This window comes from Azohydromonas caseinilytica (assembly GCF_012927045.1).
Lineage (GTDB): Bacteria > Pseudomonadota > Gammaproteobacteria > Burkholderiales > Burkholderiaceae_C > Azohydromonas > Azohydromonas caseinilytica.
In genome coordinates this window covers 38,150-62,189 of the sequence record NZ_JABBFW010000025.1, presented here as the reverse complement: position 1 = coordinate 62,189, position 24,040 = coordinate 38,150, and the positions used below count along the sequence as shown (strand labels likewise).

The 24,040-nt window shown below is 71.4% G+C and carries 15 protein-coding genes; 12 read left to right on the top strand and 3 right to left on the bottom strand.

Features of this window, described 5'->3' with window-relative positions; genetic code table 11:
- Positions 1–11: 11 nt before the first annotated feature.
- Genes HHL10_RS23790 through HHL10_RS23780 form a run of 4 tightly spaced genes read left to right on the top strand, consistent with a single transcriptional unit; the run spans position 12 to position 8,917 of the window.
- The gene (locus tag HHL10_RS23790) at positions 12–4,028 is read left to right on the top strand and encodes a non-ribosomal peptide synthetase (RefSeq protein ID WP_205833188.1); all 4,017 of its coding nucleotides are present in this window, start codon (positions 12–14) and stop codon (positions 4,026–4,028) included.
- 2 nt (positions 4,029–4,030) lie between these two features.
- Positions 4,031–4,474, top strand: a complete 444-nt coding sequence (locus tag HHL10_RS30285) for an SRPBCC family protein (protein WP_205833187.1) — start codon at positions 4,031–4,033, stop codon at positions 4,472–4,474.
- Positions 4,475–4,508: 34 nt separating this feature from the next.
- Positions 4,509–7,643 carry an outer membrane lipoprotein-sorting protein gene (locus HHL10_RS23785; protein WP_205833186.1) on the top strand — a complete coding sequence of 1,045 codons (3,135 nt, stop codon included), beginning with the start codon at positions 4,509–4,511 and terminating at the stop codon, positions 7,641–7,643.
- Between the two features lie 5 nt (positions 7,644–7,648).
- Positions 7,649–8,917 carry a DUF1302 domain-containing protein gene (locus tag HHL10_RS23780; protein WP_205833185.1) on the top strand — a complete coding sequence of 423 codons (1,269 nt, stop codon included), beginning with the start codon at positions 7,649–7,651 and terminating at the stop codon, positions 8,915–8,917.
- Positions 8,918–9,010: 93 nt separating this feature from the next.
- Here HHL10_RS23780 and HHL10_RS23775 read toward each other — a convergent pair whose 3' ends face one another.
- The 3 genes from HHL10_RS23775 to HHL10_RS23765 all read right to left on the bottom strand — a co-directional run bounded on the left by HHL10_RS23775 (position 9,011) and on the right by HHL10_RS23765 (position 14,597).
- The gene (locus HHL10_RS23775; RefSeq protein WP_169162895.1) at positions 9,011–12,532 is read right to left on the bottom strand and encodes a PAS domain-containing hybrid sensor histidine kinase/response regulator family protein; all 3,522 of its coding nucleotides are present in this window, start codon (positions 12,530–12,532) and stop codon (positions 9,011–9,013) included.
- A 13-nt stretch (positions 12,533–12,545) separates the two neighbouring features.
- Entirely contained in the window at positions 12,546–13,661 is a 1,116-nt protein-coding gene (locus HHL10_RS23770) for a response regulator (protein WP_169162894.1), read from the bottom strand.
- A gap of 291 nt (positions 13,662–13,952) precedes the next feature.
- On the bottom strand, positions 13,953–14,597 hold the full coding sequence (locus HHL10_RS23765) for a TetR/AcrR family transcriptional regulator (RefSeq protein ID WP_169162893.1): 645 nt from the start codon (positions 14,595–14,597) through the stop codon (positions 13,953–13,955).
- A 227-nt stretch (positions 14,598–14,824) separates the two neighbouring features.
- On the opposite strand from HHL10_RS23765, the gene HHL10_RS23760 reads away from it, so the two are divergent.
- From HHL10_RS23760 to HHL10_RS23725, 8 genes are all read left to right on the top strand, one after another.
- The gene (locus HHL10_RS23760) at positions 14,825–15,841 is read left to right on the top strand and encodes a TRAP transporter substrate-binding protein (RefSeq protein WP_169162892.1); all 1,017 of its coding nucleotides are present in this window, start codon (positions 14,825–14,827) and stop codon (positions 15,839–15,841) included.
- A 4-nt stretch (positions 15,842–15,845) separates the two neighbouring features.
- Entirely contained in the window at positions 15,846–17,606 is a 1,761-nt protein-coding gene (locus HHL10_RS23755) for an FAD-dependent oxidoreductase (protein WP_169162891.1), read from the top strand.
- A 31-nt stretch (positions 17,607–17,637) separates the two neighbouring features.
- The gene (locus HHL10_RS23750; RefSeq protein ID WP_169162890.1) at positions 17,638–18,450 is read left to right on the top strand and encodes a shikimate dehydrogenase family protein; all 813 of its coding nucleotides are present in this window, start codon (positions 17,638–17,640) and stop codon (positions 18,448–18,450) included.
- Positions 18,451–18,455: 5 nt separating this feature from the next.
- Positions 18,456–20,288, top strand: a complete 1,833-nt coding sequence (locus HHL10_RS23745) for an FAD-dependent oxidoreductase (RefSeq protein ID WP_235971760.1) — start codon at positions 18,456–18,458, stop codon at positions 20,286–20,288.
- Between the two features lie 37 nt (positions 20,289–20,325).
- Positions 20,326–20,940, top strand: a complete 615-nt coding sequence (locus HHL10_RS23740; RefSeq protein ID WP_169162889.1) for an NIPSNAP family protein — start codon at positions 20,326–20,328, stop codon at positions 20,938–20,940.
- A gap of 230 nt (positions 20,941–21,170) precedes the next feature.
- Entirely contained in the window at positions 21,171–21,722 is a 552-nt protein-coding gene (locus HHL10_RS23735) for a TRAP transporter small permease (protein ID WP_169162888.1), read from the top strand.
- A gap of 13 nt (positions 21,723–21,735) precedes the next feature.
- Positions 21,736–23,016, top strand: a complete 1,281-nt coding sequence (locus HHL10_RS23730; protein ID WP_169162887.1) for a TRAP transporter large permease subunit — start codon at positions 21,736–21,738, stop codon at positions 23,014–23,016.
- 31 nt (positions 23,017–23,047) lie between these two features.
- Positions 23,048–23,863, top strand: a complete 816-nt coding sequence (locus HHL10_RS23725; RefSeq protein ID WP_169162886.1) for a sugar phosphate isomerase/epimerase family protein — start codon at positions 23,048–23,050, stop codon at positions 23,861–23,863.
- Positions 23,864–24,040: the final 177 nt, after the last annotated feature.

Sequence of the window (24,040 nt, the reverse complement as noted above, 5' to 3'; positions counted from 1 at the left end):
GAGGCGGGCGCATGGAGCAGCTTCTCGGCCGGACGCGGCCTGACACTTCCGCGGCCGCCACGGCCACCGAAGCGCCGCTGGCCCCTGAACAGCAGGGCCTGTGGTACCTGCAGCAGCTGTCGCCGGAGTGCGGCGCCTACCACATGCTCCTCAGCGTGGAGGTGGAGCTGCTGGACCCGGCACTGCCGCAGCGCGCCGCCGCAGCGCTGGCCGAGCTGATGGCCGAGCACGACGTGCTGCGCACGGCGCTGCCGTCCACGGCCGACGGGCCGGTGCAGCGGGTGTGGGCCGAGGCCCGGCCCGTCGTGTCGGTGGTCGACGCGCAGGGCTGGTCCGACGAGGAGCTGCGCGAGCGCGCCCGGCTCGACAGCCGGGTGCCGTTCGACCTGGCCGCCGCGCCGCTGTGGCGCGTGCAGCTGTACCGCCGCGACGCCGGGCGCTGGCTGGTGGTGGCGGTGGCGCACCATGTGCTGCTGGACTTCTGGTCGCTGGGCCTGCTGCTGCAGGACTTCGCCGGCCGCCTGGGCCTGGCCCAGGCGCTGGCCCAGCCCCTGGAGGGCATGGCTTTCGGCGCCCATGCGCGGCAGCGCCAGGCGCAGCTGCAGGAGCCGGCACGCGCGGCCGCCTGGCTCAAGCATTGGCAGGCCCAGTTGCATGACGCGCCGCCGGTGCACGGGCTGCCGCTGGACGCGCCGCGGCGCGCCGCGCAGGTCTACGACGGCCGCACGCTGCCCTTTGCCTTCGACAAGGCCACGAGCGAGGCGATCCGTCGCCTGGGCCGCGAGCAGGGGGCCACGCCGTTCATGGTGCTGCTGGCGGCCTACGCGGTGCTGCTGCAGCGCTTCTCCGGCGAGGACGACCTCGTGGTCGCCGCGCCGGTGGCCGGGCGCAACAGCCGCGCGCAGCGGCTGCAGCTGGGCCAGTTCGTCAACACCGTGGCGCTGCGCATGCGGCTGGACACGCGGGCGAGCTTTGCCGATCTGCTGCAGCAGGTGCGCGAGACGGTGCTGGGCGCGCTGCGCCATGGCGACTGCCCGTTCCCCTGGCTGGTCGAGGAGCTGGCGCCGCGGCGCGACGCCAGCCATGCGCCCATCGCGCAGCTGGGCTTCGCCTGGGAGCGGCTGCCGCAGGTGGCGGAGTTCGAGCCCTTCTTCCTGGCCGAGCCGCCGCCGCTGGTGCGCGAGGTGGCCGGGGCGCGGCTGCGCCCCTTCGCCGTGCCGCAGCAGGAAGGCCAGTACGAGCTGATGCTGGAGATGGGTGGCGAGCTCGACGATGCCTTCGTGGGTGTCTTCAAGTACCAGGATCACCTGCTGCGCCGCGAGACGGTGCAGACGATGGCCGAGTGCTTCGTGCACCTGACGGCGCGGCTGGCCGCGCAGGCCGGCACGCCGCTGGCCGAGCTGGGCCTGGACGACGCGCCGCCGGCCGCGCGCGCGCTGGCGCTGGGGCAGGGCCCTCGGCGGCAGTGGCCCACCGGCAGCGTGCTGGAGCACATCGCTGCCCGCGCAACGGCCACACCCACGGCACCGGCGCTGCGCGACGCGCGCCAGGCGCTGGACTACGCCACGCTGTGGCGGCGCGCGCAGGGCATCGCCGCGGCGCTGCGCGAGCGCGGCGTGGGCCCCGGCGCGCGCGTCGGCCTGATGCTGGAGCGCCATGCCGACCTGGTGGCCGGCATCCTGGGCATCTGGGCCGCCGGCGCGGCCTACGTGCCGCTGGACCCCGACTTCCCCGCCGACCGCCTGGCCTACATCGCCGAGGACGCCCGGCTCAGCGCGCTGTTCACCGAGCGCTCGGTGCAGGCGCTATGGCCCGCGGGCGTGCCGGTGCTGTGCAACGACGAGCCGCTGCCCGAGGGCGCGGCCATGGCGACGCCGCCGGCCGACACCGCCTACATCCTCTACACCTCCGGCTCCACCGGAAAGCCCAAGGGCGTGCGCGTGGGCCACGCGTCGGTGCGCAACTTCCTGTGGGCGATGCAGGAGCTGCTGCAGTGGAATGCCTCCACGCGGCTGCTGGCCGTCACCACGCCCGCCTTCGACATCTCGGTGCTGGAGCTGCTGCTGCCGCTGCTGGCGGGCGGCGAGGTGCGCATCGCCGACGCGGCCGCGATCCGCGACGGCCAGGCGCTGGCACGCTGGATCGCCGACGCCGAGGGCGGCGCGGTCAACGCGATGCAGGCCACGCCGGCGAGCTGGCGCATGCTCATCGATGCCGACTGGCCGGGCCAGCCGGGCCTCGTGGCGCTGTGCGGCGGCGAGCCGCTGCCGCCGCTGCTGGCCGAGCAGCTGCATGCGCGCTGCGCGGCGCTGTGGAACGTGTACGGCCCCACCGAGACCACCGTGTGGTCCACGGCGGTACGGCTGCAGCCGGGCGAGCCGGTGCACCTGGGCTCGGCCATCGCCAACACCCAGCTGTACGTGCTCGACGAGGCCGGGCGCCCGCTGCCGCCGGGGCTGCTGGGCGAGCTGTGGATCGGCGGCGACGGCCTGGCGCTGGACTACTGGCAGCGCCCCGAGCTGACGGCCGAGCGCTTTCGCGAGGTGGCGGCGCTGCCTGGGGCCGGACGGCTGTACCGCACGGGCGACCGCGTGCGCTGGAACGCCGACGGGCGGCTGGAGCACCATGGGCGGCTGGACTTCCAGGTCAAGCTGCGCGGCTTCCGCATCGAGCTCGGCGAGATCGAGAGCGCGCTGCGGCGCCAGCCCAGCGTGGGCGACGCGGTCGTGCTGGTGCGCGAGGACCGTCCCGGCGACGCGCGCCTGGTGGCCTACGTGGTGCCCCATGGCCAGGCGCCGCTGCCCGACGCGCTGCGCGACGCGCTGCGCGAGGAGCTGCCGGCTTACATGCTGCCCTCGGCCTTCGTGTTCCTGGAGCAGCTGCCGCAGACGCCCAACCGCAAGATCGACCGCAAGGCGCTGCCGGCGCCCGCGCTGGGCTCGGACGAGGACAACTTCGTGGTGCCGCGCGACGCGCTGGAGATCCAGCTCGCGGGCCTGTTCTGCGAGCTGCTGGGCCTGGAGCGCGTGAGCGTGGAGGACAGCTTCTTCGACCTCGGCGGCCACTCGCTGCTGGCGGTGCGCCTGGTGCAGGGCATCGAGAAGCTGTGCCAGGTCAAGCTGCCCGTGGGCGAGCTGATGCAGCACGCCAGCGTCGCGGCGCTGGCGCGGCGGCTGCGCGGCAGCGGCGGCGACGCGCCGGGCATGCTGCTGACGTTGCGCGGCGGCGCCGGGCAGCAGCCGCTGTGGCTGTTCCACCCCATCGGCGGCAGCGTGTTCTGCTACCTGGAGCTCACGCGGCGGCTGCAGCCGCAACGACCGGTGCTGGCGATCCAGTCGCCCGGGCTGGACCAGTCCGGCGAGGCCGAGGTCACCGTCGAGGCCACGGCCCGGCGCTACGTAGAGCTGCTGCGCGAGCGCCAGCCGCACGGGCCGTACCTGCTGGGCGGCTGGTGCTTCGGCGGCACGGTGGCGTTCGAGGTGGCGCAGCAGCTGCAAGCCATGGGCGAGACGGTTGACGGCGTGATCGCGGTCGATACGCGCGCACCCGTGCCGGCCAACGTGCCCAGCGACGCCGACGACGCGACGCTGCTGTCGTGGTTCGCCCGCGACCTGGCCTCGCCCTATGGCAAGGTGCTGCGCATCGAGCCCGAGTCGCTGCGCGAGCTGCCGCCGGAGGAGATGTTCGGCCACGTGCTGGCCGCGGCACGGGCCGTGGGCGTGGTCGCGCCCGACGCCGACGCCGAGCAGCTCGCCCGCTACTTCGAGGTCTACTTGGCCAACGGCATGGCGCTGCAGATGTACTTCCCGGAGGAACAGGAGCTGCCGGTGCTGCTGCTGCGCGCCATGGACGAGCCGATGGCCTGGGGCGAGCAGCTGGGCTGGGACGAGCTCGTGCCACGGACGCTGGAAGTCGCCGACGTTCCGGGCGACCACAATACGGTCATGTACGCACCCAACGCCACCGACGTGGCCGCGTGCATCGACCAACGTTTCACCGTCAAGGCGATGCCTGACTTTTCCGCTTGAGCATGATTTACGCTGAACACCGTTACCATCTCGACGTTCCACCCGAGGTGGCCTTCGAGTACCTCTCCAACCCCGGGAATGACGCGGAGTGGCAGGGCTCGTGCCGCGAGTCCGAGCTGCTGCAGGCCGAGCCCGTGGTGGGTGGTCGATACCGCATCGTCTTCTCGTTCATGGGCCGTCGCGCCGAGTTCGTCGGCGAGATCACCGAGCGCAAGCCGCACAGCGACTACGCCTTCAAGGTCGCCGAGGGCCCCTTCCCATACGAAGGCCGCTACAGCTTCACGCCTGCCGCCGGCGGCGGCGTGGACGTGCACTGGCAGTTCTGGGTCACGCCCGCGCGCTTCTTCGGCATCGTGCCGGACGTGCTGTTGCGCAAGGTGCTCGTGAGCCAGGTCGAAAAGGACGTGGTGGGACTGCGTAAGCGCTTCGCCGCCCAGACGGCGTGAGGCCGACCCCAACCCGATCCTGCAAGGTAAATCCATGAAATCTTATGCACAGTGGCTGCTACGCCACCGACGGTGGGTGATCGCCATCACCCTGCTCATCACCGCCGTGCTCGGCGTCTTTGGCGCGGGCCTGAAGGTCATCATCGACCCCGTCACGCTGGCGCCGCAGGGCCATCCCTACATCAAGGCCACCAACCGCGTGGACGAGGTGTTCGGCTCCAAGTACATGATGCTCATCGGCATCACGCCGCGCGAAGGCGACATCTTCCAGCCCGCGGTGCTGGAGCGCGTGGAGCGCATCACGCGCAAGCTCGAGACCACGCCCGGTGTCGTGCGCTCCAGCCTGGTGAGCCTGGCCGCGCGCCAGGCCAAGGGCATCAAGGGCACGGCCGAAGGCTTCGAGGCGCGTCCGCTGCTCAGCGGCACGACGCTGTCGCCGGCCGACATCGAGGCCCTCAAGGCCACGATCAAGAGCAACCCCGTCTACCTCAACACGGTCGTGGCGCCCGACTACCGCACCGCGGTGATCATGCTGGAGCTCAAGGAGCGCTCCGACGGCTTCCACAACATGGTGGAGCCGGTGCGCCAGGTCGTTGACGCCGAAATCGGCCCCGAGGTCGAGATCCGGATGGGTGGCAACCCCGTCTATCTCGACAAGACCGAGGCGTTCGCCGAGCGCATCAACCTGCTGTTCCCCATCGCCATCGTCGTCATCGGCCTGCTGCACTTCGAGGCCTTCCGCACCAAGCAGGGCCTGATCCTGCCGCTGGTGACGGCCGTGATGGCCGTGGCCTGGGGCATGGGCTTCATGGGCCTGCTGGGCCAGCCGCTGGACATCTTCAACTCGCCCACGCCGATCCTGATCCTGGCGGTGGCCGCGGGCCACGCGGTGCAGCTGCTCAAGCGCTACTACGAGGAGTACGCCGAGCTGCGGCGCACCACGCAGCTCACGCCCAAGGAAGCCAACCAGGAGGCCGTGATCCGCTCGCTGGCCGGCGTCGGCCCGGTCATGCTCATTGCCGGCGGCGTGGCGGCACTGGGCTTCTTCTCGCTGCTGGTGTTCAACATCCAGACCATCCGCGCCTTCGGCGTGTTCACCGGCGCGGGCATCCTGAGCGCCGCGCTGCTGGAGATGACGTTCATCCCCGCCGTGCGCTCGATGCTCAAGCCGCCCAGCGACAAGGATGTGGCGCTGGAGTCGCGCGTGCGCATCTGGGACCGCATGGTCAACGGCGTGGCGGGCCTGCTGCTGCAGCCGGGTCGGCGCCGCGCGATGTACGCCGCGCTGGCCGTCACGGCGCTGGTGTTCGTGCTGGGCATCCAGAAGGTCGTGATCGACAACTCCAGCAAGCGCTACTTCGCCTCGGACCTGCCGCTGCAGGTCGATGACGAGTACCTGAACCAGGCCACCGGCGGCACCAACAGCCTCTACATCATGGTGGAGGGCGACAAGGCCGATGCCATGAAGTCGCCGCAGGTCCTGGCCGCGATCGAGCGCGTGCAGCGCTTCGCCGAGACCCAGCCGGAGGTGGGCAAGACGATCTCCATCGTCGACTACCTCAAGCGCATGAACCAGGCCATGAACGGCGATGCCGCCTCGGCCAACGTGCTGCCCTCCAACGGGGAGCTGGTGTCGCAGTACCTGCTGCTGTACTCCATGTCGGGCGAGCCCGAGGACTTCAACGCCTACGTCGACTACGACTACCAGCGCGCCAAGATCACGCTGCTGCTCAAGACCGGCAGCAACCAGGTGGTCAAGGGGCTGGTGAGCAAGCTGGAGCAGGAAACCCGGGCCGCCTTCGGCTCCGACGTGCGCGTGAGCTTCGGCGGCGACGTGACCCAGACCATTGCCCTGACCGAGACCATGGTCAACGGCAAGCTGCGCAACATCGTGCAGATCGCGCTGGCCATCTTCGTGATCTCGGCGCTGGCCTTCCGCTCGCTGGTGGCGGGCGTGATCGTGCTGATGCCGCTGGCCATGGCCGTGCTGGCGGTGTTCGGCGTGATGGGCCTGTTCGGCATCCCGCTCAACATCCCGAACTCGCTGATCTCGGCCATGGCCGTGGGCATCGGGGCGGACTACGCCATCTACCTGCTGTTCCGCATGCGCGAACAGGTGCGCGCGGGTGCCGACGCCAACGCGGCGCTGAAGAAGACCATGGCCACCGCCGGCAAGGCGGCGCTGTACGTGGCCACCGCGGTGGCCGGCGGCTACGGCGTGCTGGCGCTGTCCATCGGCTACAACGTCCACCTGTGGCTGTCGATGTTCATCGTGCTGGCGATGGTGGTCAGCGTCTGGGCCTCGCTCACGCTGGTGCCGGGACTGGTGCTGTCGTGGCGTCCGCGCTTCATCTTCAGCACCAACGCGCAGCGCCCGCTGTGGTCGCTGCTGGCGCTGTTGCTGGCCGGCTCGGCGGCGGTGCTGTTCGTGGCCCGCGCCCAGGCCCAGACGCCCTCGGCGGCTGACCTGGTCGAGAAGAGCCTCACCGCGACCAAGGTCAAGGACTCCGACGCCAACGCCACGTTCACGCTCACCAACCGCGACGGCGCCAGCCGCGTGCGCAAGACCCGTGGCCTGACCAAGCTGCAGGACAACGGCCAGGACAACATGCGCCTGGTGCGCTTCCTCAGCCCCGCCGACATCAAGGGCACGGCCACGCTGCTGGTCGAGCATGCGGGTGCCGACGACGACATGTGGATCTACCTGCCCGCCCTGGGCAAGGTGCGCCGCCTGTCGGCCTCGAACAAGCGCGACAGTTTCGTGGGCACCGACTTCAGCTACGGCGACATCATCGGCCACAAGACGGCCGAATGGCGCCACGCGCTGCTGCGCGAGGAAGCCGTGGACGGCGCGCCCGCCTACGTGATCGAGTCGGTACCTCTCAACGACACGGTGAAGAACAACACCGGCTATGCCAAGCGCGTGAGCTGGGTGCGCAAGGACAACTTCGTGGCCAGCCGCATCGACTTCTGGGACGTGGCGGGCCAGCCCCTCAAGCGCATCACCGCCAGCGACATCCGCCCGGTGGGCAACGGCAAGTTCCAGGCCATGGACTCCGTGGCCGAGAACCTGCAGACCGGCCACCGCACCACGATCCACTTTGACGACTTCAAGGCAGACCTGGGCCTCAAGGCCGATCTGTTCGCCACCGGGAGGCTGGAGCAGTGATTGAAGTGGGCAAGCGCCCACGCCGTGTCCTTGCCAGTGTCGTGCTCGCCGCCCTGTGCCAGGGCGCGTGGGCACAGGACCTCAGCGCCGACGGCGTGCTGTCGCTGCGCGGCGATGCCTGGAGCAGTGACCGTGACCTCAACGACGGCCCGGCCGTGGCCGCGGGCAGCGCCTGGGCGCGCGGGCGCATCGACGCTGGCGCCGCGGGGCAGCTCGCGGCCAACGGCTGGGTGCGCGCGCAGAACCACGGCGATGCGCCGCACGGGCGCGTGCGCGAGCTGTACTGGCGCCAGGAGTTCGGGCCGGTGTCGGTGCGGCTGGGCCGCCAGATGGTGGTGTGGGGCCGTGCCGACGGCCTCAACCCCACCGACAACCTGTCGCCGCGCGACCTCACCCTGCTGGCGCCGGAGGACGGCGACCTGCGCCACGGCAACGAGGCGCTGAAGCTGGAAACCGCCGTGCCGTTGGGCAGCGTGTCGCTGCTGTGGTTCCCGCGCGCGGCCAGCCACATCATTCCGCTGGAGAGGCAGCCCGGGGTGAGCTACCGCCGCGACAAGCCGCGCGCCGGTCAGTGGGCGCTGCGCTGGGAAGTTTCGGGCGTGGGCGCCAGCGACGGCGAGGGCGGCATCGACGGCTCGCTGTCTTATTTCGACGGCCGCGACCCGATGCCCGACCTGCTCCCGGGCAGGCTGGGCGCGGGCGGGCTGGAAGTGGTGCTGCGCAACCAGCGCCTGCGCGTGTTCGGCGCGGACATGAGCACGGTGCACAACGGCGTGGTCTGGCGCGCCGAGGCCGCCCTCACGCGCACCGACAGCCAGGGCGCGGCCGATTTCACCCACAAGAAGCCGCAGCTGTGGCTGGTCGGCGGCCCGGAGTGGTCGCTGCCCGAGAGCACCACGCTGGGCCTGCAGGCCACCGTGCTGCACGTGGATCGCTTCGGCGATCCCGACCAATGGGTCTCAGGCCCGCTGCGCGAGCTGGCCTGGCGTCAGCTGGCCACCAGCGGCCAGTCCGGCCGCAACCAGGCCGGCGTGCTGTGGCGCCTGGCGCGTCGGCTGAACAACGACACGGTGACGCTGGAAACCAACGGCGTGGCCCTGTGGGGCGGCCCGGGCGGCGCCAGCGGGCTGCTGCGCGCACGCGCCGAAGTGGCACTGGACGACCATTGGCAGCTGCTGGTGGGCGGCGACCGCTACTTCGGTCACCGGTACAGCTCCTTCGGCCAGCTGCGGGCCAACAGCGCCCTCTACGTGCAGCTGCGTTACGGGCTTTGATCCCGGTCTCGGGCCGCCGCCGGGGGGCCGGGGCCAGGCGTTGAACCGGGCGGCTGCGGCCGCCAGACGGCCTGGCCGGGCGCTCCCGGCCGGCTACGCCGTCCCGTTTCCGGCCCGCTCCAGGGCCTCCAGCCGGGCCAGCGCGCCCTCGAAGTCGAAGCCCGTGAGCCGGGCCTCGATCTCGGCCGCCGCCCCGGCATGGGTGCGGCGCAGCGCCGGCGCGAGCTCGCGCCAGCGCGCCACCGCCCGGAAATCGCCGGCGCGCAACAGCCGCGCCAGCTGTTCCAGTTGCGCTGCCCCCACGGTGTGCGCGTTGTCCGGCCCGGCCATGGGGCCGGCCTGCGCCGGGAGCCGCGCCGGCGCGCCCTTGCCCCGCTTGGGCAGCCAGCGCCGCAGCGCGGCATACAGGCGCGGCGGATCGACCGGCTTGGGCACGTGGTCGTTCATGCCCGCAGCCAGGCAGCCGGCCCGATCCTGGGCGAAGGCCTTGGCCGTCAGGGCCAGGATGGGCGTGGCGGCGTGAGCGGGCAGGGCGCGGATGCGCTGCGTGGCTGCCAGCCCGTCCATCACCGGCATCTGCACGTCCATCAGGATCAGGTCGTGGTGGCGGGCGCCGCGCGCCGCCTCGACGGCCTGCAGCCCGTCGGCGACCGTCTCGACCCGCAGCCCGGCCGACTGCAGCAGCTCCAGCACCAGCTCGCGGCTGGCCGGGTCGTCCTCCACCAGCAGCACGCGCGCGCCGGCGCAGTCCTGGCGCAGCGTGTCGGCATCGCAGCCTTCCAGCGGCGCCACGGCGGCCTCCGGCCGGCCCTCGCGCACCCGTGCGCTGAACCAGAACTCGCTGCCCACGGCCGGCTCGCTGCTCGCGCCGGCCTGGCCGCCCATCATCGACGCCAGGCGCCGCGTGATGGCCAGGCCCAGCCCCGTGCCGCCGAAGCGGCGCGTGGTCGAGGCGTCGGACTGCACGAAGGCGGCGAAGAGCTGCTCCAGCTCCCGCGGGTCGATGCCGATGCCCGTGTCGCGCACGCGCAGGCACAGCGTGAGCTCCTGCTGCTCGCGGTGCAGCAGTTGCGCCCGCACCTCGACGCGTCCGCGCGCCGTGAACTTCACGGCGTTGCTCATCAGGTTGAGCAGCGCCTGGGACAGCCGCGTCGGGTCGCCGCGCAGCGCGTCGGGCAGCTCGCCGGCGTCCACCTCCAGCACCAGCCCCTTGGCCTGCGCGGCCTCGGCCACCAGCGCGCGCGCGCCGGCCAGCAGCGCGCGCAGCGAGAAGTCCGTCTCCTCCAGTTCCAGCCGGCCGGCCTCGATCTTGGAGAGGTCCAGGATGTCGTTGATGAGCTGCATCAGGTGCCCCGCGGCGGCGCCCACGCGGGCCAGCCGCTCGGCCTGCGCCGGATCGGGCACGTCCCGGCGCAGCAGGTACGTCAAGCCCAGGATGGCGTTCAGCGGCGTGCGGATCTCGTGGCTCATGTTGGCCAGGAAGGCGCTCTTGGCCTGGCTGGCCGCGTCGGCGCGGTCGCGCGCCAGCATCAGCTCGGTGTTGACCCGCAGCAGCTGCCGGGTGCGCTCGTCCACCAGCTCCTGCAGCCGGTGGCGATGCCGGTCGAGCTCGGCGGCGATGCGCTTTTTCTCCGTCACGTCCTCGCCGATCCAGAGGTGATGCGTGATGCGCCCGTCGGGCTGGCGGATGGGCGCGGCATGCACGAGCTCGTGATACGGCCGGCCGTCGCGGCGCAGGCACTGCAGCTCGCCCGACCAGCTCTGGCCCAGCTGCAGCGCGGCGCGGATGGCGGCCTCGCGCGCGGGCGGCAAGCCGTCGGGGCGCAACACCCGGTGCTGCTGGCCCAGGGCTTCCTCGCGACGGAAACCGGTGACGCGGCTGAAGGCATCGTTGACGTACTCGATGCGGCCCTCGGTGTCGGCGATCGCGATGGCGATGGGGCTCTGCTCCACGGCCAGCGACAGCTTGCGCAGCTGCTCCTTGGCCTGGTGGCGCTCGGTGACGTCGCTGTGCACCACCACGGCGCCACCGCCCTCGGTGCGCAGCGGCGTCACGGTCATGTGGAACCAGCGCCGGCCGTGCGGCGTGTCGCAGGCGTACTGCAGCGAGAACGCGGGCTGGCGGCTGGTGAGCACCGCCTCGATGCCCGCGGCGGCGGTCCGAGCCTCCTCGGCTCCCGGGCCCGTGACGCCGCGGCACAGCGCCAGGTAGTCCATGCCCAGGCCCGCGGTGGGGGCACCCGGCGCGGCGCTGAATCCGTTGTCGGCGGCAAAGCGCACCCAGGCGGCGTTGACCTTGACGATCAGGCCGTGGCGGTCGAGCACCGCCATGTGCTCCAGCACCGAGTCCGTCACCGCCTGCACCAGCGCCATGGAGTGCAGCCGCTCCTCCTGATGCCGCTGCCGGGCCTGCGCGGCCTCGCGCGCACCGCGCTCGCGATGCATCGCCGCGCCGATGGCCGCGCCCAGCAGCGCCATGGCGCCGGTGGCGGCAATCCAGAGCGCTCCGCGCAGCGACTCGGCGCGCAGATCGGCCACGTCCATCTTGGACACGAGCAGCCAGTCCGTGCCAGGCACGATGCGCACCGCGCCGAAGACCGGCACGCCGCGGAAGTCCACTCCCTCCACGGCACGGCCAAAGGGAATCCGGCCCTGCAGGGCCAGCCCGGCCAGCAGGCCGGGCGTGTCCACCGGGATCGGATGGTTGCCGAAGACGCCGATGAGCGCGTCGCCTTCACGGCGCACCAGCAGCGTCGTGCCGCCGCGGCTGGCCGAGGGCCAGGTGCGCAGCATCGGCAGCACGAAGTCGCCCAGGTCCATGCGCAGTACCACCGCCAGCTTGGCGCGCGTGCCGTTGCCCTGCACCGGGACCACCATGTCGAGCCAAGCCGTGCCCGCGGCGTCGTTGCCGCTGGCCACGTGCTGGATCTCGCCGGTGGCGATGGCGCGCAGCACGCCGGCGCGCAGTGGCGGCGGCAGCCGGTTGGCAGGCCGGCGGTCCTTTTCCTCCGTGATGATCAGCTCGCCCCGCTCGTCGCACACCATGACGGAGTGGTTGCCGAAGGCCTGGCGCATGACGACCAGCCGCTCCAGCAGCTGGTCGAGCGCGGCTGGGTCGCCCTCGACCCAGCGCTGATGGAAGGCGGCGTAGATGCTGCTGGAGCGCACGAAGCGCGCCTGCGACTGGCGGTACGAAAACCACGTGCCGACTTGGCTGGCATGCTGGGCGGCCACCGCCTCGATCTGGCGCAGTTGCTGGGCGCGCCGCTCGTTGATGCTGTAGGCCAGGGCCGCGGCCGTCAGGCCGACGACGGCGGCCGACACGGCCAGCAGCGCCAGGCGCCGCGGCCGAGGCGCCGGCTCCGCCCACGCCTCGGCCGGCGTCGCGTGCAGCGTCCTTTTGGACAGCAGGTAGAGCAGGGTCGCCGTCACGGCGACGAAGCCCCAGCCCTTGAGCGCGCCGGCCTGGACCAGCCAGCCCGGGTCCTCGATCAGTCGCGCCAGCAACCAGTCGGAGCCCAGAATCCACAGCGCGCCGCCCGCGGCATAGAGCAGGGCCAGGCGCAGCGCGGCAGCGCGGCTCGGGCCTGCCGCTGCGGGCTGAGACGCTGGCATGGCCGGGCCGGCCTCAGGCCAGCGCCGCGGCGCTGGCCTGGGCCGCCGGCTCGGCCGGATAGCGCCGCGCGATGTCGCAGAACTCCTCGAAGCCTTCGAGGAAGACATCGAGCAGCTCCGGGTCGAAGTGGCGCCCGCGCTCGCGTGCCAGCACCTCGCGCACCTCGGGCAGCGGCATGGGTGCCTTGTAGACGCGGCGCGAGATCAGCGCATCGAACACGTCGGCCAGCGCCATGAGCCGCGCCGCCAGCGGGATGTCCTCGCCCGCGAGCCCGCCGGGATAGCCGCTGCCGTCCCAGCGCTCGTGGTGCCGCAGCGCGATCTGGCAGGCGTAGGCCAGGAAGTCCACCGGCTCGTGCATGTCCTGCACCGCGCGCTCGATGGCCGCGGCGCCGAGCTGGGCGTGCGTCTTCATCACGGCCCATTCCTCGGCGTTGAGCTTGCCGGGCTTGAGCAGGATGTGGTCGGGGATGCCCACCTTGCCGATGTCGTGCAGCGGCGCGGACTTGGCGATGAGCGCGATGCTGCGCTCGTCGAGCTCGGCGGCGAAGCGCGGCCGAGCGCGCGCACGGCGCGCCAGCACCAGCACGTACTCCTGCGTGCGCAGGATGTGGTTGCCGGTTTCGTTGTCGCGAGTCTCGGCCAGGCGCGCCAGGGCGCGGATGGTGACGTCCTGGATCACCTGGTTCTCGTGCATGCGCCGGCCGATCTCGGCCTCCAGCGCGGCCTTGTCGCGGCGCAGCAGGTCGCGCGCGCGCTTGAGCTCCAGGTGCGTCTGCACGCGCGCCAGCACGATGGCCGGATGCAGCGGCTTGGCGATGTAGTCCACCGCGCCCAGCTCCAGGCCGCGCTGCTCATCCTCGACCGCGCCCATGGCGGTGGTGAAGATCACCGGCACGTCGCGGGTCTCGGGCGCCGCGCGCAGGCGCTGCAGCACCTCGTAGCCGTTCATGGCCGGCATCATGATGTCGAGCAGGATCAGGTCCGGCACGGGCTGCTGCGCGGCCAGCTGCAAGGCGCGCGCCCCGGAGTTGGCCGCCCGCACCTGGTAGCGGTCGCACAACGACTCGCCGAGCACGGTCAGATTCTCCGGGTTGTCGTCGACGATGAGAACGGTGCTCTGGGTCATGAACTTTCTTTACTGCTGAGGCGTGGGCGAGCGCACCACGAACCGGGGCGCGCCACGCTACGCCATTTCCGGCACGGGCCGCGGCGGCTTGAGCCCGCTCAAGCGTCAAGACGCCGCAAACGCGACGGATTGCACGATCCAAACATCACCAGACTTGCAAGAGACTGACGCCAGGCTCGCGTCCGCGCCGGCAGCAAGCCGGGCAAAACCCTGGTCCGCTCCCGTGCCCGGCCCTGGGCATGCCCGGGGTGTTCATGACCGTGGAACGTCCGGCCGCGGGCCGCAAGTTGCTCAGCGCAACAGGTAACCCAGCACCACGTCGCAGATGTGCGACAGGCGCTCCTGCAGCGCCTTGGGCGTGTCGGTGGGGCGGCCGAAGATGACGGACAGCGTGTAGCGGTTGGAGAGGTAGAAGTAGCTCAGTCCGGCGATGGTGATGTAGAGCTGCTGCGGGTCCACGCCGCCGCGGAACACGCCTTCCGTGCGCCCGCGCTCCAGCACCTTGGCCAGGATCTCGATCAGCGGCGAGTGCAGCTCGCGGATGCGCTGCGACTGCGCCAGGTGCTTGGCGCGGTGCAGGTTCTCGCTGTTGACCAGCGTGATGAACTCCGGGTGCGCGGCGTGGTACTGCCACGTGAACTCCGTGAGCCGGCGGATGGCGGTCACGGGATCGAGCTCCGTCAGGTTGAGCTCGAGCTCGGCGCGGCGGATGTCGGCATAGACCTCCTCCAGCGCGGCCAGGAACAGCTTCTCCTTGTTCTCGAAGTAGTAGTAGATGAGCCGCTTGTCCACGCCGGCGCGCTCGGCAATGTGCTCCAGCCGCGTCCCGCCCAGCCCGTTTTCGGCAAAGGCGGCGCGCGCGGCGTCAAGGATGGCTTGGCGCGAGCGCTCGGCGTCGCGGGTACGGGGTTCGTTGGCGTTCTTGGGCGAGGTCATGGCTGGGCTCGGTTGCCCGGCATTGTGACGGGGTGATGTCCCAATCTAGTTCACTGTATGGTGAATTGAAAAAGTGACTGCGCGTCGGATCGGTTGTTCAAAGGCGGGAGAGTCGGGTTATCTCTAGGGCGTTGCAACGAACACCGCGCTTCCTATTCACGTTTCGGTGAACTATGATTTCACTTATCCGGGAATACCGGTGCACCAAGACGATGAAGGAGACAACGATGCTCAAGTGGGTTCACACCTTTGCCGCCACGCTGGCCGGCTCGCTGCTGATGGCCGGCGCCGCGCAGGCGGCCGACATCAAGGAGCGCAGCTTCAAGCTCGCGCTGGTCGTGGACAAGGGCACGGCGCAGTACGACGGCGCGGAAAGGTTCTCGCAGCTGGTGGGCCAGAAGAGCGGCGGGAAGATGAAGGTCAAGGTCTTCGGCGGCGGCACGCTGGGCGGCGACATCCCGGTGCTGAGCTCGGTGCAGGGCGGCACCATCGAATTCACGCTGACCAACGCCAGCCTGCTGCAGGGCATCGTCAAGGAGATGGCGGTCTATGACCTGCCGTTCCTGTTTTCCTCCTACCAGGAGGCCGACGCCGTGGTGGACGGCCCGGTGGGCCGCAAGCTGCTGGAGCTGATGCCGGCCAAGGGCCTGGTGGGCCTGGCGTACTGGGAGCTGGGCTTCCGCAACATGCACAACAGCAGGCGGCCCATCACGAAGCTGGAGGATCTGCAGGGCCTGAAGATCCGCGTCATCCAGACCCCGATCTACCTGGACCTGCTCAACACGCTGGGCGCCAACGCGGTGCCGCTGCCTTTCCCGGAGCTGTACACGGCGCTGGAGCAAAAGGCCATGGACGGCGCCACCAACCCGCCCATCACCATGCTGGTGCAGAAGTTCCACGAGGTGCAGAAGTACTACTCGGTGACGAACCACATGTACAACCCGCAGCTGCTGACCTTCAGCAAGAAGGCCTGGGACCAGCTCAGCGGCGACGAGCGCAAGGTGCTGCAGGAAGCCGCGGTGGAGGCGGGGCTGTACCAGCGCAAGGTCTCGCGCCAGAAGAACGCCGCGGCGCTGGAGGAGCTGAAGAAGCATGTCGCCGTCAACGAGGTCGCGCCGGCCGAGATCGCCCGCATGCGCGAGAAGGCCCGCCCCGTGTTCGCCAAGTACGCCAAGAGCGTGGGCGAGGATCTGGTCAAGGAGATGGTGGCCGAGGTGGACAAGGTGCGGGCGGCGGGGAAGTAAGACCATGCTCCTCAACCTCTCCGACCTCCCGCCCGGCGGCGACGGCTTCGACGTGGTCGTCATCGGCGCCGGCGCCGCCGGCATGTCCGCCGCGCTGTGCGCGGCCCTCGACGGCGCGCGCGTGCTGCTGGTGGAGCGCACCGAATTCGTGGGCGGCACCAGCGCGCTCTCGGGCGGCACCACCTGGGTGCCGGGCACGGGCCACAGCGCGGCCGTCAACCCCGGCGACACGCTCCAGGACGCGCAAACCTACCTCGACGCCGCCATCGGCGAGCGCGCCCCGCGCACGCTGCGCCAGGCGCTGCTGCGCAGCGGCCCCGAGGCGGTGGCGCATGTGGAGCGGCACTCGGCGGTGAAATTCCGCCCGTACCCCACGCACCCGGACTACATCTCCGAGCTGCCAGGCTCCACGCTGCGCGGCCGCGCGCTGGAGCCGCTGCCCTTTGACGGCCGGCTGCTGGGCCAGCATTTCAGCCTGCTGCGTCCGCCCATCCCGGAGTTCACGGTGCTGGGCGGGATGATGGTGGACCGCAACGACATCCCGCACCTGCTGGCGATGAAGAAGTCCTTCAGGTCGTTGCGCTACAGCCTGCGCATCCTGGCGCGCCACGCCATGGACCGGCTCAAGCACCCGCGCGGCACGCGGCTGCTGATGGGCAACGCGCTGTGCGGCCGGCTGCTGTACTCGCTGCTGCGGCAGCCCAAGGTCAAGCTGGCGATGCGGGCCGAGGTGGCGGCGTTCCGGCGCGAGAACGGCGCCATCGCCGCGGTCACCGTCAAGCAGGGCGGGCAGCGGCGCGAGCTGCGCGTCAGCGGCGGCGTGGTGCTGGCCAGCGGCGGCTTCAACCGGCACCCAGGCTTGCGCGCGCAACTGCTGGGCACCGACGAGGTCTGGTGCCCCGGCGCGCCGGGCCACACCGGCCAGGCGCATGAGCTGCTGCGCGAGCTGGGCGCGCGCTACGGCGAGGGCGCGCTCAGCCCGGCCTTCTGGGCGCCGGTGTCGCTGCGCCGGCGCGCCGACGGCTCGCGGGCCGTGTTCCCGCATTTCCTGATGGACCGCGCCAAGCCCGGGATGATCACGGTCGATGCGCGCGGCCGCCGCTTCCTCAACGAAAGCACGAGCTACCACCTGTTCGGCATCGGCATGCAGCAGGCCGGCGCCGTGCCGGCCTACCTGATCGCCGATGCCCGTGCCCTCAAGAAATACGGCATGGGCATGGTGCGCCCGGGCGGGCAGGGCCTGGAGCCCTACCTGGCCGACGGCTACCTCACGCAGGGCGCGACGCTGCAGGAGCTGGCCGTCAAGCTGGGCATCGACCCCGACGGCCTGCGCGCCAGCGTGGCGCGCATCAACGACTACGCCCAGACCGGCGTGGACGAGGATTTCCAGCGCGGCAGCACCGACTACTCGCGCAACATGGGCGACGCCACGCTGGGGCTGCGCAATCCCAACCTCGGGCCGCTGACCGAGGCCCCGTTCTACGCCGTGCGGCTCTACCCCGGCGACATCGGCGCGGCCCAGGGCTGGGCCACCGACGAGCAGGCGCGCGTGCTGGACGCGCAACAGCAGCCCATCGCCGGCCTGTATGCCGTGGGCAACGACATGCACTCGGCCTTCGGTGGCGTCTATGCCGCACCCGGCATCACGCTGGGCCCCGGGCTGGTGTTCGGCTACCTCGCCGGCCGCCACGCCGCGCGCCGCGCCCAGGGTGGCGCGAACGCGGCCGAACCCCAGCACCCGCAAGCCATGGCGCTGGCGGCCTGAATCTCCTCCTCAACGCAAGGCACAAGTACCCATGAGCAGCTTCACGCTCGACGGCGCCACGCGCGTCGTCGCCATCATCGGCGACCCCATCGCCCAGGTGAAATCGCCCGCCGGCGTCACGCAGACGCTGCAGCAGCGCGGCCGCAATGCCGTCGTCATGCCGGTGCATGTCGGCAGCGCCAACCTCGACACCTTCATGCGCGGCGCGGCCTGCATGCGCAACCTGGATGGCGTCATCGTCACCGTGCCGCACAAGCTCGACGCCTACCGCTACTGCGCCACCGCCAGCGAGCGCGCGCATTTCCTGGGCGGCGTCAACATCCTGCGCCGCAACGCCGACGGCCGCTGGCACGGCGACCACTTCGACGGCGAAGGCTACGTGCATGCCCTGCGCAAGAACGGCTGCGAGCCGCGGGGCCGCCGCGCGCTGCTGGCCGGCGCGGGCGGCGCGGGTTCGGCCATCGCGCTGGCGCTGCTGGAAGCGGGCGTGGCGCAACTGGCGATCCAAGAGCCCGACGCGGCGCGGCGCGATGCCCTCATCGGGCGGCTGCGCGCACGCCATGGCGACCAGGTCATCGCCGGCAGCGCCGACCCGCGCGGTTTCAATCTCGTCATCAACGCCACGCCGGTGGGCATGCAGGCCACGGACCCGCTGCCCTTCGACGTGTCCGGCCTGGACGGCGGCATGTTCGTGGGCGACGTCATCACCAAGCCCGCCGTCACGCCGCTGATCGAGGCCGCGCGCGGGCTGGGCTGCGGCACGCAGGTGGGCGCCGACATGTTCGCCGGCGTGTGCGCGCTGATGGTGGAGTTCCTGCTGGCCGACGGGCCGCTGGCGGGCTGAACGCCATGGCGACGAGCTCCACCCTGGGCGGCATGAGCGCGCGCATGGGCCGGTCCGGGGCCGGAGTGCCGGCCGCCCTGGTCCCGCACGGCAGCGTTGGCGCCGAGGCCGTGCCCACGCACTGCGACCTGCTGGTGATCGGCTCCGGCGCGGGCGGCCTGTCCACCGCCGTCACCGCCGCGTCGCTGGGGCTGCAGGTGCTGGTGGTGGAGAAGGAGGCGGTGCTGGGCGGCACCACCGCCTGGTCCGGCGGCTGGATGTGGATTCCGCGCAATCCGCTGGCGGTGCAGGCCGGCATCCGCGAGCCGCTGCAGGCGCCGCGCGAGTACCTGCGCCACGAGCTGGGCGCGCAGTACGACGCGGCGCGCATCGACGCCTTCCTGGTGCAGGGGCCGCGCATGGTGGAGTTCTTCCGCAGCTCCACGGCGCTGGACTTCATCGACGGCAACGCCGTGCCGGACTTCCACGGCCACAGCCCCGGTGCCGCCACCGGCGGACGCTCGGTGTGCGCCGCGCCCTTCGACGCGCGCGCGCTGGGCCCGGCGCTGGCCTACCTGCGCCGGCCGCTGGACCTGATCAGCTTCTGGGGCATGGGCATCGCCGCCAGCGAGCTCAGGCATTTCTTCAACGCCATGCGCTCGGCCGGCGCCTTCGGCTACGTCGCCAGGCGCGTGGCGGCGCATGTGAAAGACCTGCTGCTGCATCGCCGCGGCATGCGGCTGGTGGCGGGCAACGCGCTGGTGGGCGGATTGTTGAAATCGGCGCTGGACCGCGGTGTGCAGCTGCGCGTGTCCAGCCCGGTGCGGCGGCTGCTCACCGAGGGCGGGCGCGTCACCGGCGCGGTGGTGAAGACCGCGCAGGGCGACGTGACGGTGCACGCCCGCCGCGGCGTGGTGCTGGCCTGCGGCGGCTTCCCGCACGACCCGGCGCGGCGCCAGGCGCTGCTGGGCGATCCCGCCGCGGCGGCGGCGCACTGGTCGGCCGCGCCTTCGTCCAACACCGGCGACGGGCTGCGCCTGGGCGAGGGTGCCGGCGGCGTGGTGGACGACACGCTGGCCTCGCCCATCGCCTGGGCGCCGGTGTCGCTGGTGCCGCGCGGCGACGGCAGCACCGGCCACTTCCCGCACCTGGTCGAGCGCGCCAAGCCCGGCGTGATCGCGGTGCGCGCCAATGGAGAGCGCTTCACCAACGAGGCCGACAGCTACCACGACGTCATGAGCGCCCTGGTGCGCGCCACGCCGGCCGGCGACGCGGTGCAGGCCTGGCTGATCTGCGACCACCGCTTCATCCGCCGCTACGGCCTGGGCCGCGTGCGGCCGGCGCCGGTGCCGATGCGGCCGTGGCTGCAGCGCGGCTATCTCAAGCGCGGCGCCAGCCTGCAGGCGCTGGCGCAGGCCTGCGGCATCGACGCCGCCGCGCTGCAGGCCACGGTCGAGCGCTTCAATGCCGACGCGCGCCAGGGCCGCGACGGCGCCTTCCATCGCGGCGACACGCCCTACAACCGCGTGCAGGGCGAGGCGGCGCAGCAGCCCAATCCCTGCGTGGCGCCCATCGAGCACGGGCCGTTCTATGCCGTGCGCATCGTCCCCGGCAGCCTGGGCACCTTCGCCGGATTGCGCACCGACGCGGCCGCGCGCGTGCTCGATGCCCGGGGCGCGCCCATCCCGGGCCTGTGGGCCGCGGGCAACGACATGTCCAGCGTCCTGGGCGGCCACTACCCCAGCGGCGGCATCACCCTGGGCCCGGCCATGACCTTCGGCTTCATCGCCGCGCATGACGCGGCGCAGGCGCGGCTGTCGGCTGCCGCGCTCGCACCGGCGGCCGTGGCCGCAACCTGAATTTCCACCACCTCTTTCCCGCTCACGGAGCTTTCCCATGTATTACGAACTCGCCACCCTGACGACGCGCCTCTTCACCACCGCCAAGGCCACCGAAGGCATCCAGGCCTGGGTGCAGGCGGCCGAGGCCCGCGGCCAGCTGCTGGGTTGCTGGTACTCCGACATCGGGGCACTGAACCAGATCCTGGTGCTGCGCGGCTTCAACGATGAGGCCGAGCTGCTGGCCGAGCGCCGCCGCGCGCTGCTGTCCAGCGACCCCTTCCACTGCGGCGCGCTGCTCACCGGCCTGGAGATGCACAGCTACGCCGGCTTCCCCTGGATGGAGCCGCCCAAGCCCGGCAGCTACGGCCCCGTCTACGAGGTGCGCACCTACCAGGTCAAGACGGGCGGGCTGCAGCCCACGCTGGACGCCTGGAAGGCCGCGCTGCCCGCGCGCAATGAGATCTCGCCCTGCCTGCTGGCCATGTACGCGCTGGACGGCACGCCGCGCTTCACGCACTTCTGGCCGGCGGCCAGCCTCAACGAGCGTTCGGCCGCGCGCGCCGACGCGGTCAAGCAGGGCGTGTGGCCGCCCAAGGGTGGCCCGGACTGGCTCACCTCGGACATGCAGTCGCAGATCTTCATGCCCACGGCGATCTCGCCGCTGAAGTAAACGATGGCGGCCGAGACGCCGCCTGTAGACCGAAACATTTCCCATTCGGGCTGAGCCTGTCGAAGCCCTGCTGCCCGGTTCGGCCGCAGGCCCTTCGACAAGCCTGTCCTGAGCTTGTCGAAGGGCTCAGGGCGAACGGAACAGTGGAGTGACAGACCGCTCACAGGCCGGCCTTGCCGGCCGCGCCCGCGCCGCGGTGCAAGGCGGCGTCCCACCTGGAGAAGACTTTCATGACCCGACTCATCGCCGGCGGCTGCCGGCTGCTCGACGCGTTGCTGGCCCTGTGCCTGGCCCTGATGGTGCTGCTGGTGTTCGGCAACGTCGTGCTGCGCTACGCCTTCAATTCCGGCATCTCCGTCAGCGAGGAAATCGCCCGCTGGCTGTTCGTGTGGCTGACCTTCATCGGCGCTGTGGTCGCGATCCACGAGCGCGGGCACCTGGGCTCGGACATGCTGGTCTCGCGCCTGGGCTCCGCCGGCAAGAAGGCCTGCCTGGTGCTGTCGCACCTGGCCATGCTCTACGTCACCTGGCTGCTGTGGGACGGCGCCGTGGCGCAAGTGCAGATCAACCGCGAGGTGGTTGCGCCTGTGACCGGCTGGTCCATGGCGATCTTCTACGCCAGCGGCGCGGTGTTCGCGCTGCTGGGCGGCCTGCTGCTGCTGCACGGCCTGTGGCGCGTGCTCAGTGGGCAGCTCTCCGATGCGGAACTGGTGGCGGTGCGCGAGTCCGAGGACCTGGCGCAGCTGCAGGACCTGCACCTCGACCAGCCCGCCAAGGCCTGAAGGAGCGCGAACCATGACCGTCTTCATCTTCCTGGGCTCGCTGCTGGGCGCCATGGCGCTGGGCATCCCCATCGCCTACTCGCTGCTGGTCTCGGGCGTGGCGCTGATGTGGCACCTGGACATGTTCGATGCGCAGATCCTGGCGCAGAACGTCATCAACGGCGCCGACAGCTTCCCGCTGCTCGCGGTCCCGTTCTTCATGCTCGCCGGCGAGATCATGAACGTCGGCGGCCTCTCGGCGCGCATCGTCAAGCTCGCGCTCACGCTCGTGGGCCACAAGCGCGGCGGCCTGGGGTTCGTGGCCATCCTGGCCGCGTGCATGCTGGCGGCCCTGTCGGGCTCCGCGGTGGCCGACACCGCGGCGCTGGCAGCTCTCCTGCTGCCCATGATGGTCAAGGCCGGGCATGACAAGGCCAGGAGCGGGGGCCTCATCGCCTCGGCAGGCATCATCGCCCCCGTCATCCCGCCGTCCATCGGCTTCGTGATCTTCGGCGTCGCGGCCAACGTCTCCATCTCCAAGCTGTTCCTGGCCGGGATCGTGCCGGGCATCCTCATGGGCGGCGCCATCGCCGTGGCCTGGTACATCGTGGCCAAGCGCGAGAACATCCAGCCCCCGCCCAAGGCCAGCTTCAAGCAGCAGATGGCCGCTTTCCGCGAGTCGCTGTGGGCACTGGGGCTGCCGGTGATCGTGATCGTGGGCTTGAAGATGGGCGTGTTCACGCCCACCGAAGCCGCCGTGGTGGCCGCCGTCTACGCGCTGCTGGTGTCGATGCTGGTGTACCGCGAGATGAAGCTGCACCAGCTCTACGAGGTGTTCGTCTCCGCGGCCAAGACCACCGCCGTGATCATGTTCCTGGTCGCCGCGGCGATGGTGTCGGCCTGGCTCATCACGGTGGCCGACATCCCCAGCCAGATGATCAGCCTGCTGGAGCCCTTCATGGGCAACCAGACGCTGCTGCTCATCGCCATCATGTTCCTGGTGATGGCCGTGGGCACCGCCATGGACATGACGCCCACCATCCTGATCATGACCCCGGTGCTCATGCCCGTGATCAAGGCCGCGGGGATCGACCCGGTGTACTTCGGCGTGCTGTTCATCATCAACAACGCCATCGGCCTGATCACGCCGCCCGTGGGCACGGTGCTCAACGTCGTGGCCGGCGTGGGCCGCATGAAGATGGACGAGGTCACCCGCGGCGTGATCCCGTTCATGACGGCGCAGTTCATCGTCATGTTCCTGATGGTGTTCTTCCCCGCCATCGTCACCGTGCCGGCGCGCTGGCTGGCGAACTGACATCCATGCCTTTCAACCCGGGAGCTCTTGCATGATCCGCCCCCTTCGCCCCTTGTCGCTGGCCCATCTGACCGTGCTGGAGCTTGCGCCGCCGCAGGTGATCGAGACCGCCGCCGCGGCCGGCTACTCCCATGCCGGCATCCGGCTGCTGCCTTCCGCGCCCGGCGGCCTGGCCTACCCGCTGATGGACGACCCGGCGCTGCTGCGCGAGACGCGACGGCGCCTGGACGACAGCGGCGTGAAGCTGTTCGACCTGGAGATCGTGCGCCTGGACGAGCGCTTCGATGCGCGTACCTACCAGCGCTTCTGCGAGGTCGGCGCCGAGCTGGGCGCGCACAGCATCCTGGTCGGCGGGGACGACCGCGAGCCGCCGCGCCTGGCGCAGTCCTATGCCGCGCTGTGCGAGCTGGCGCGGCCCTACGGGCTGCATCCCAGCATCGAGTTCATGCCCTGGACGGCGGTGCCCGACGTGGCCAGCGCGCTGCGCCTGGTGGAGGCCGCCGGCCGGCCGGCAAATGCCGGCATCCTGGTCGATGCGCTGCACTGGGCCCGCTGCTACAGCCCGCTGGCGCAGGTGGCGGCGCTGCCGCGCGAGCTGCTGCACTACGCCCAGGTCTGCGACGCGCCGGCGCAGGTACCGGACACGGTGGAGGGGCTGATCCACACCGCGCGCTGCGAGCGGCTGCTGCCGGGCGAGGGCGGCATTGACATCCAGGCCATGCTCTCGGCCCTGCCGCCGGCGCTGCCGCTGAGCGTGGAGATCCCGCATCACGTGCGCGCGCCCATCGCCGGGCCGCTGGGCTGGGCGCGGCAGGCGCGGGAGGCGACGCTGCGGCTGTTGGGTTGAGCGCGGCCGGCCGGGATCGGGCCCGCTGCCGGTCGAGCCTGCGACGCCTGCAGCAAGCAGCTCGCGGCGGACGAGTCGCCCATTGAAGTCGTGAACTCCTGACGGGCGGCCGTAGCGCCCGGTGCGGGGCGGCTGGGGGTCTGCCCTGACAATGCCGCGTCCGCCGTCGCACGGCGG

What these genes read in the sequence shown, in the direction of transcription:
- HHL10_RS23785 (WP_205833186.1), top strand. Translation starts at nt 4,509, where the DNA reads ATGAAATCTTATGCACAGTGGCTGCTACGCCACCGACGGTGGGTGATC.
- HHL10_RS23725 (WP_169162886.1), top strand. Translation starts at nt 23,048, where the DNA reads ATGATCCGCCCCCTTCGCCCCTTGTCGCTGGCCCATCTGACCGTGCTG.
- HHL10_RS23745 (WP_235971760.1), top strand. Translation starts at nt 18,456, where the DNA reads ATGGCGACGAGCTCCACCCTGGGCGGCATGAGCGCGCGCATGGGCCGG.
- HHL10_RS23775 (WP_169162895.1), bottom strand. Translation starts at nt 12,532, where the DNA reads ATGCCAGCGTCTCAGCCCGCAGCGGCAGGCCCGAGCCGCGCTGCCGCG.
- HHL10_RS23750 (WP_169162890.1), top strand. Translation starts at nt 17,638, where the DNA reads ATGAGCAGCTTCACGCTCGACGGCGCCACGCGCGTCGTCGCCATCATC.
- HHL10_RS23755 (WP_169162891.1), top strand. Translation starts at nt 15,846, where the DNA reads ATGCTCCTCAACCTCTCCGACCTCCCGCCCGGCGGCGACGGCTTCGAC.
- HHL10_RS23790 (WP_205833188.1), top strand. Translation starts at nt 12, where the DNA reads ATGGAGCAGCTTCTCGGCCGGACGCGGCCTGACACTTCCGCGGCCGCC.
- HHL10_RS23740 (WP_169162889.1), top strand. Translation starts at nt 20,326, where the DNA reads ATGTATTACGAACTCGCCACCCTGACGACGCGCCTCTTCACCACCGCC.
- HHL10_RS23770 (WP_169162894.1), bottom strand. Translation starts at nt 13,661, where the DNA reads ATGACCCAGAGCACCGTTCTCATCGTCGACGACAACCCGGAGAATCTG.
- HHL10_RS23760 (WP_169162892.1), top strand. Translation starts at nt 14,825, where the DNA reads ATGCTCAAGTGGGTTCACACCTTTGCCGCCACGCTGGCCGGCTCGCTG.
- HHL10_RS23735 (WP_169162888.1), top strand. Translation starts at nt 21,171, where the DNA reads ATGACCCGACTCATCGCCGGCGGCTGCCGGCTGCTCGACGCGTTGCTG.
- HHL10_RS30285 (WP_205833187.1), top strand. Translation starts at nt 4,031, where the DNA reads ATGATTTACGCTGAACACCGTTACCATCTCGACGTTCCACCCGAGGTG.
- HHL10_RS23765 (WP_169162893.1), bottom strand. Translation starts at nt 14,597, where the DNA reads ATGACCTCGCCCAAGAACGCCAACGAACCCCGTACCCGCGACGCCGAG.
- HHL10_RS23730 (WP_169162887.1), top strand. Translation starts at nt 21,736, where the DNA reads ATGACCGTCTTCATCTTCCTGGGCTCGCTGCTGGGCGCCATGGCGCTG.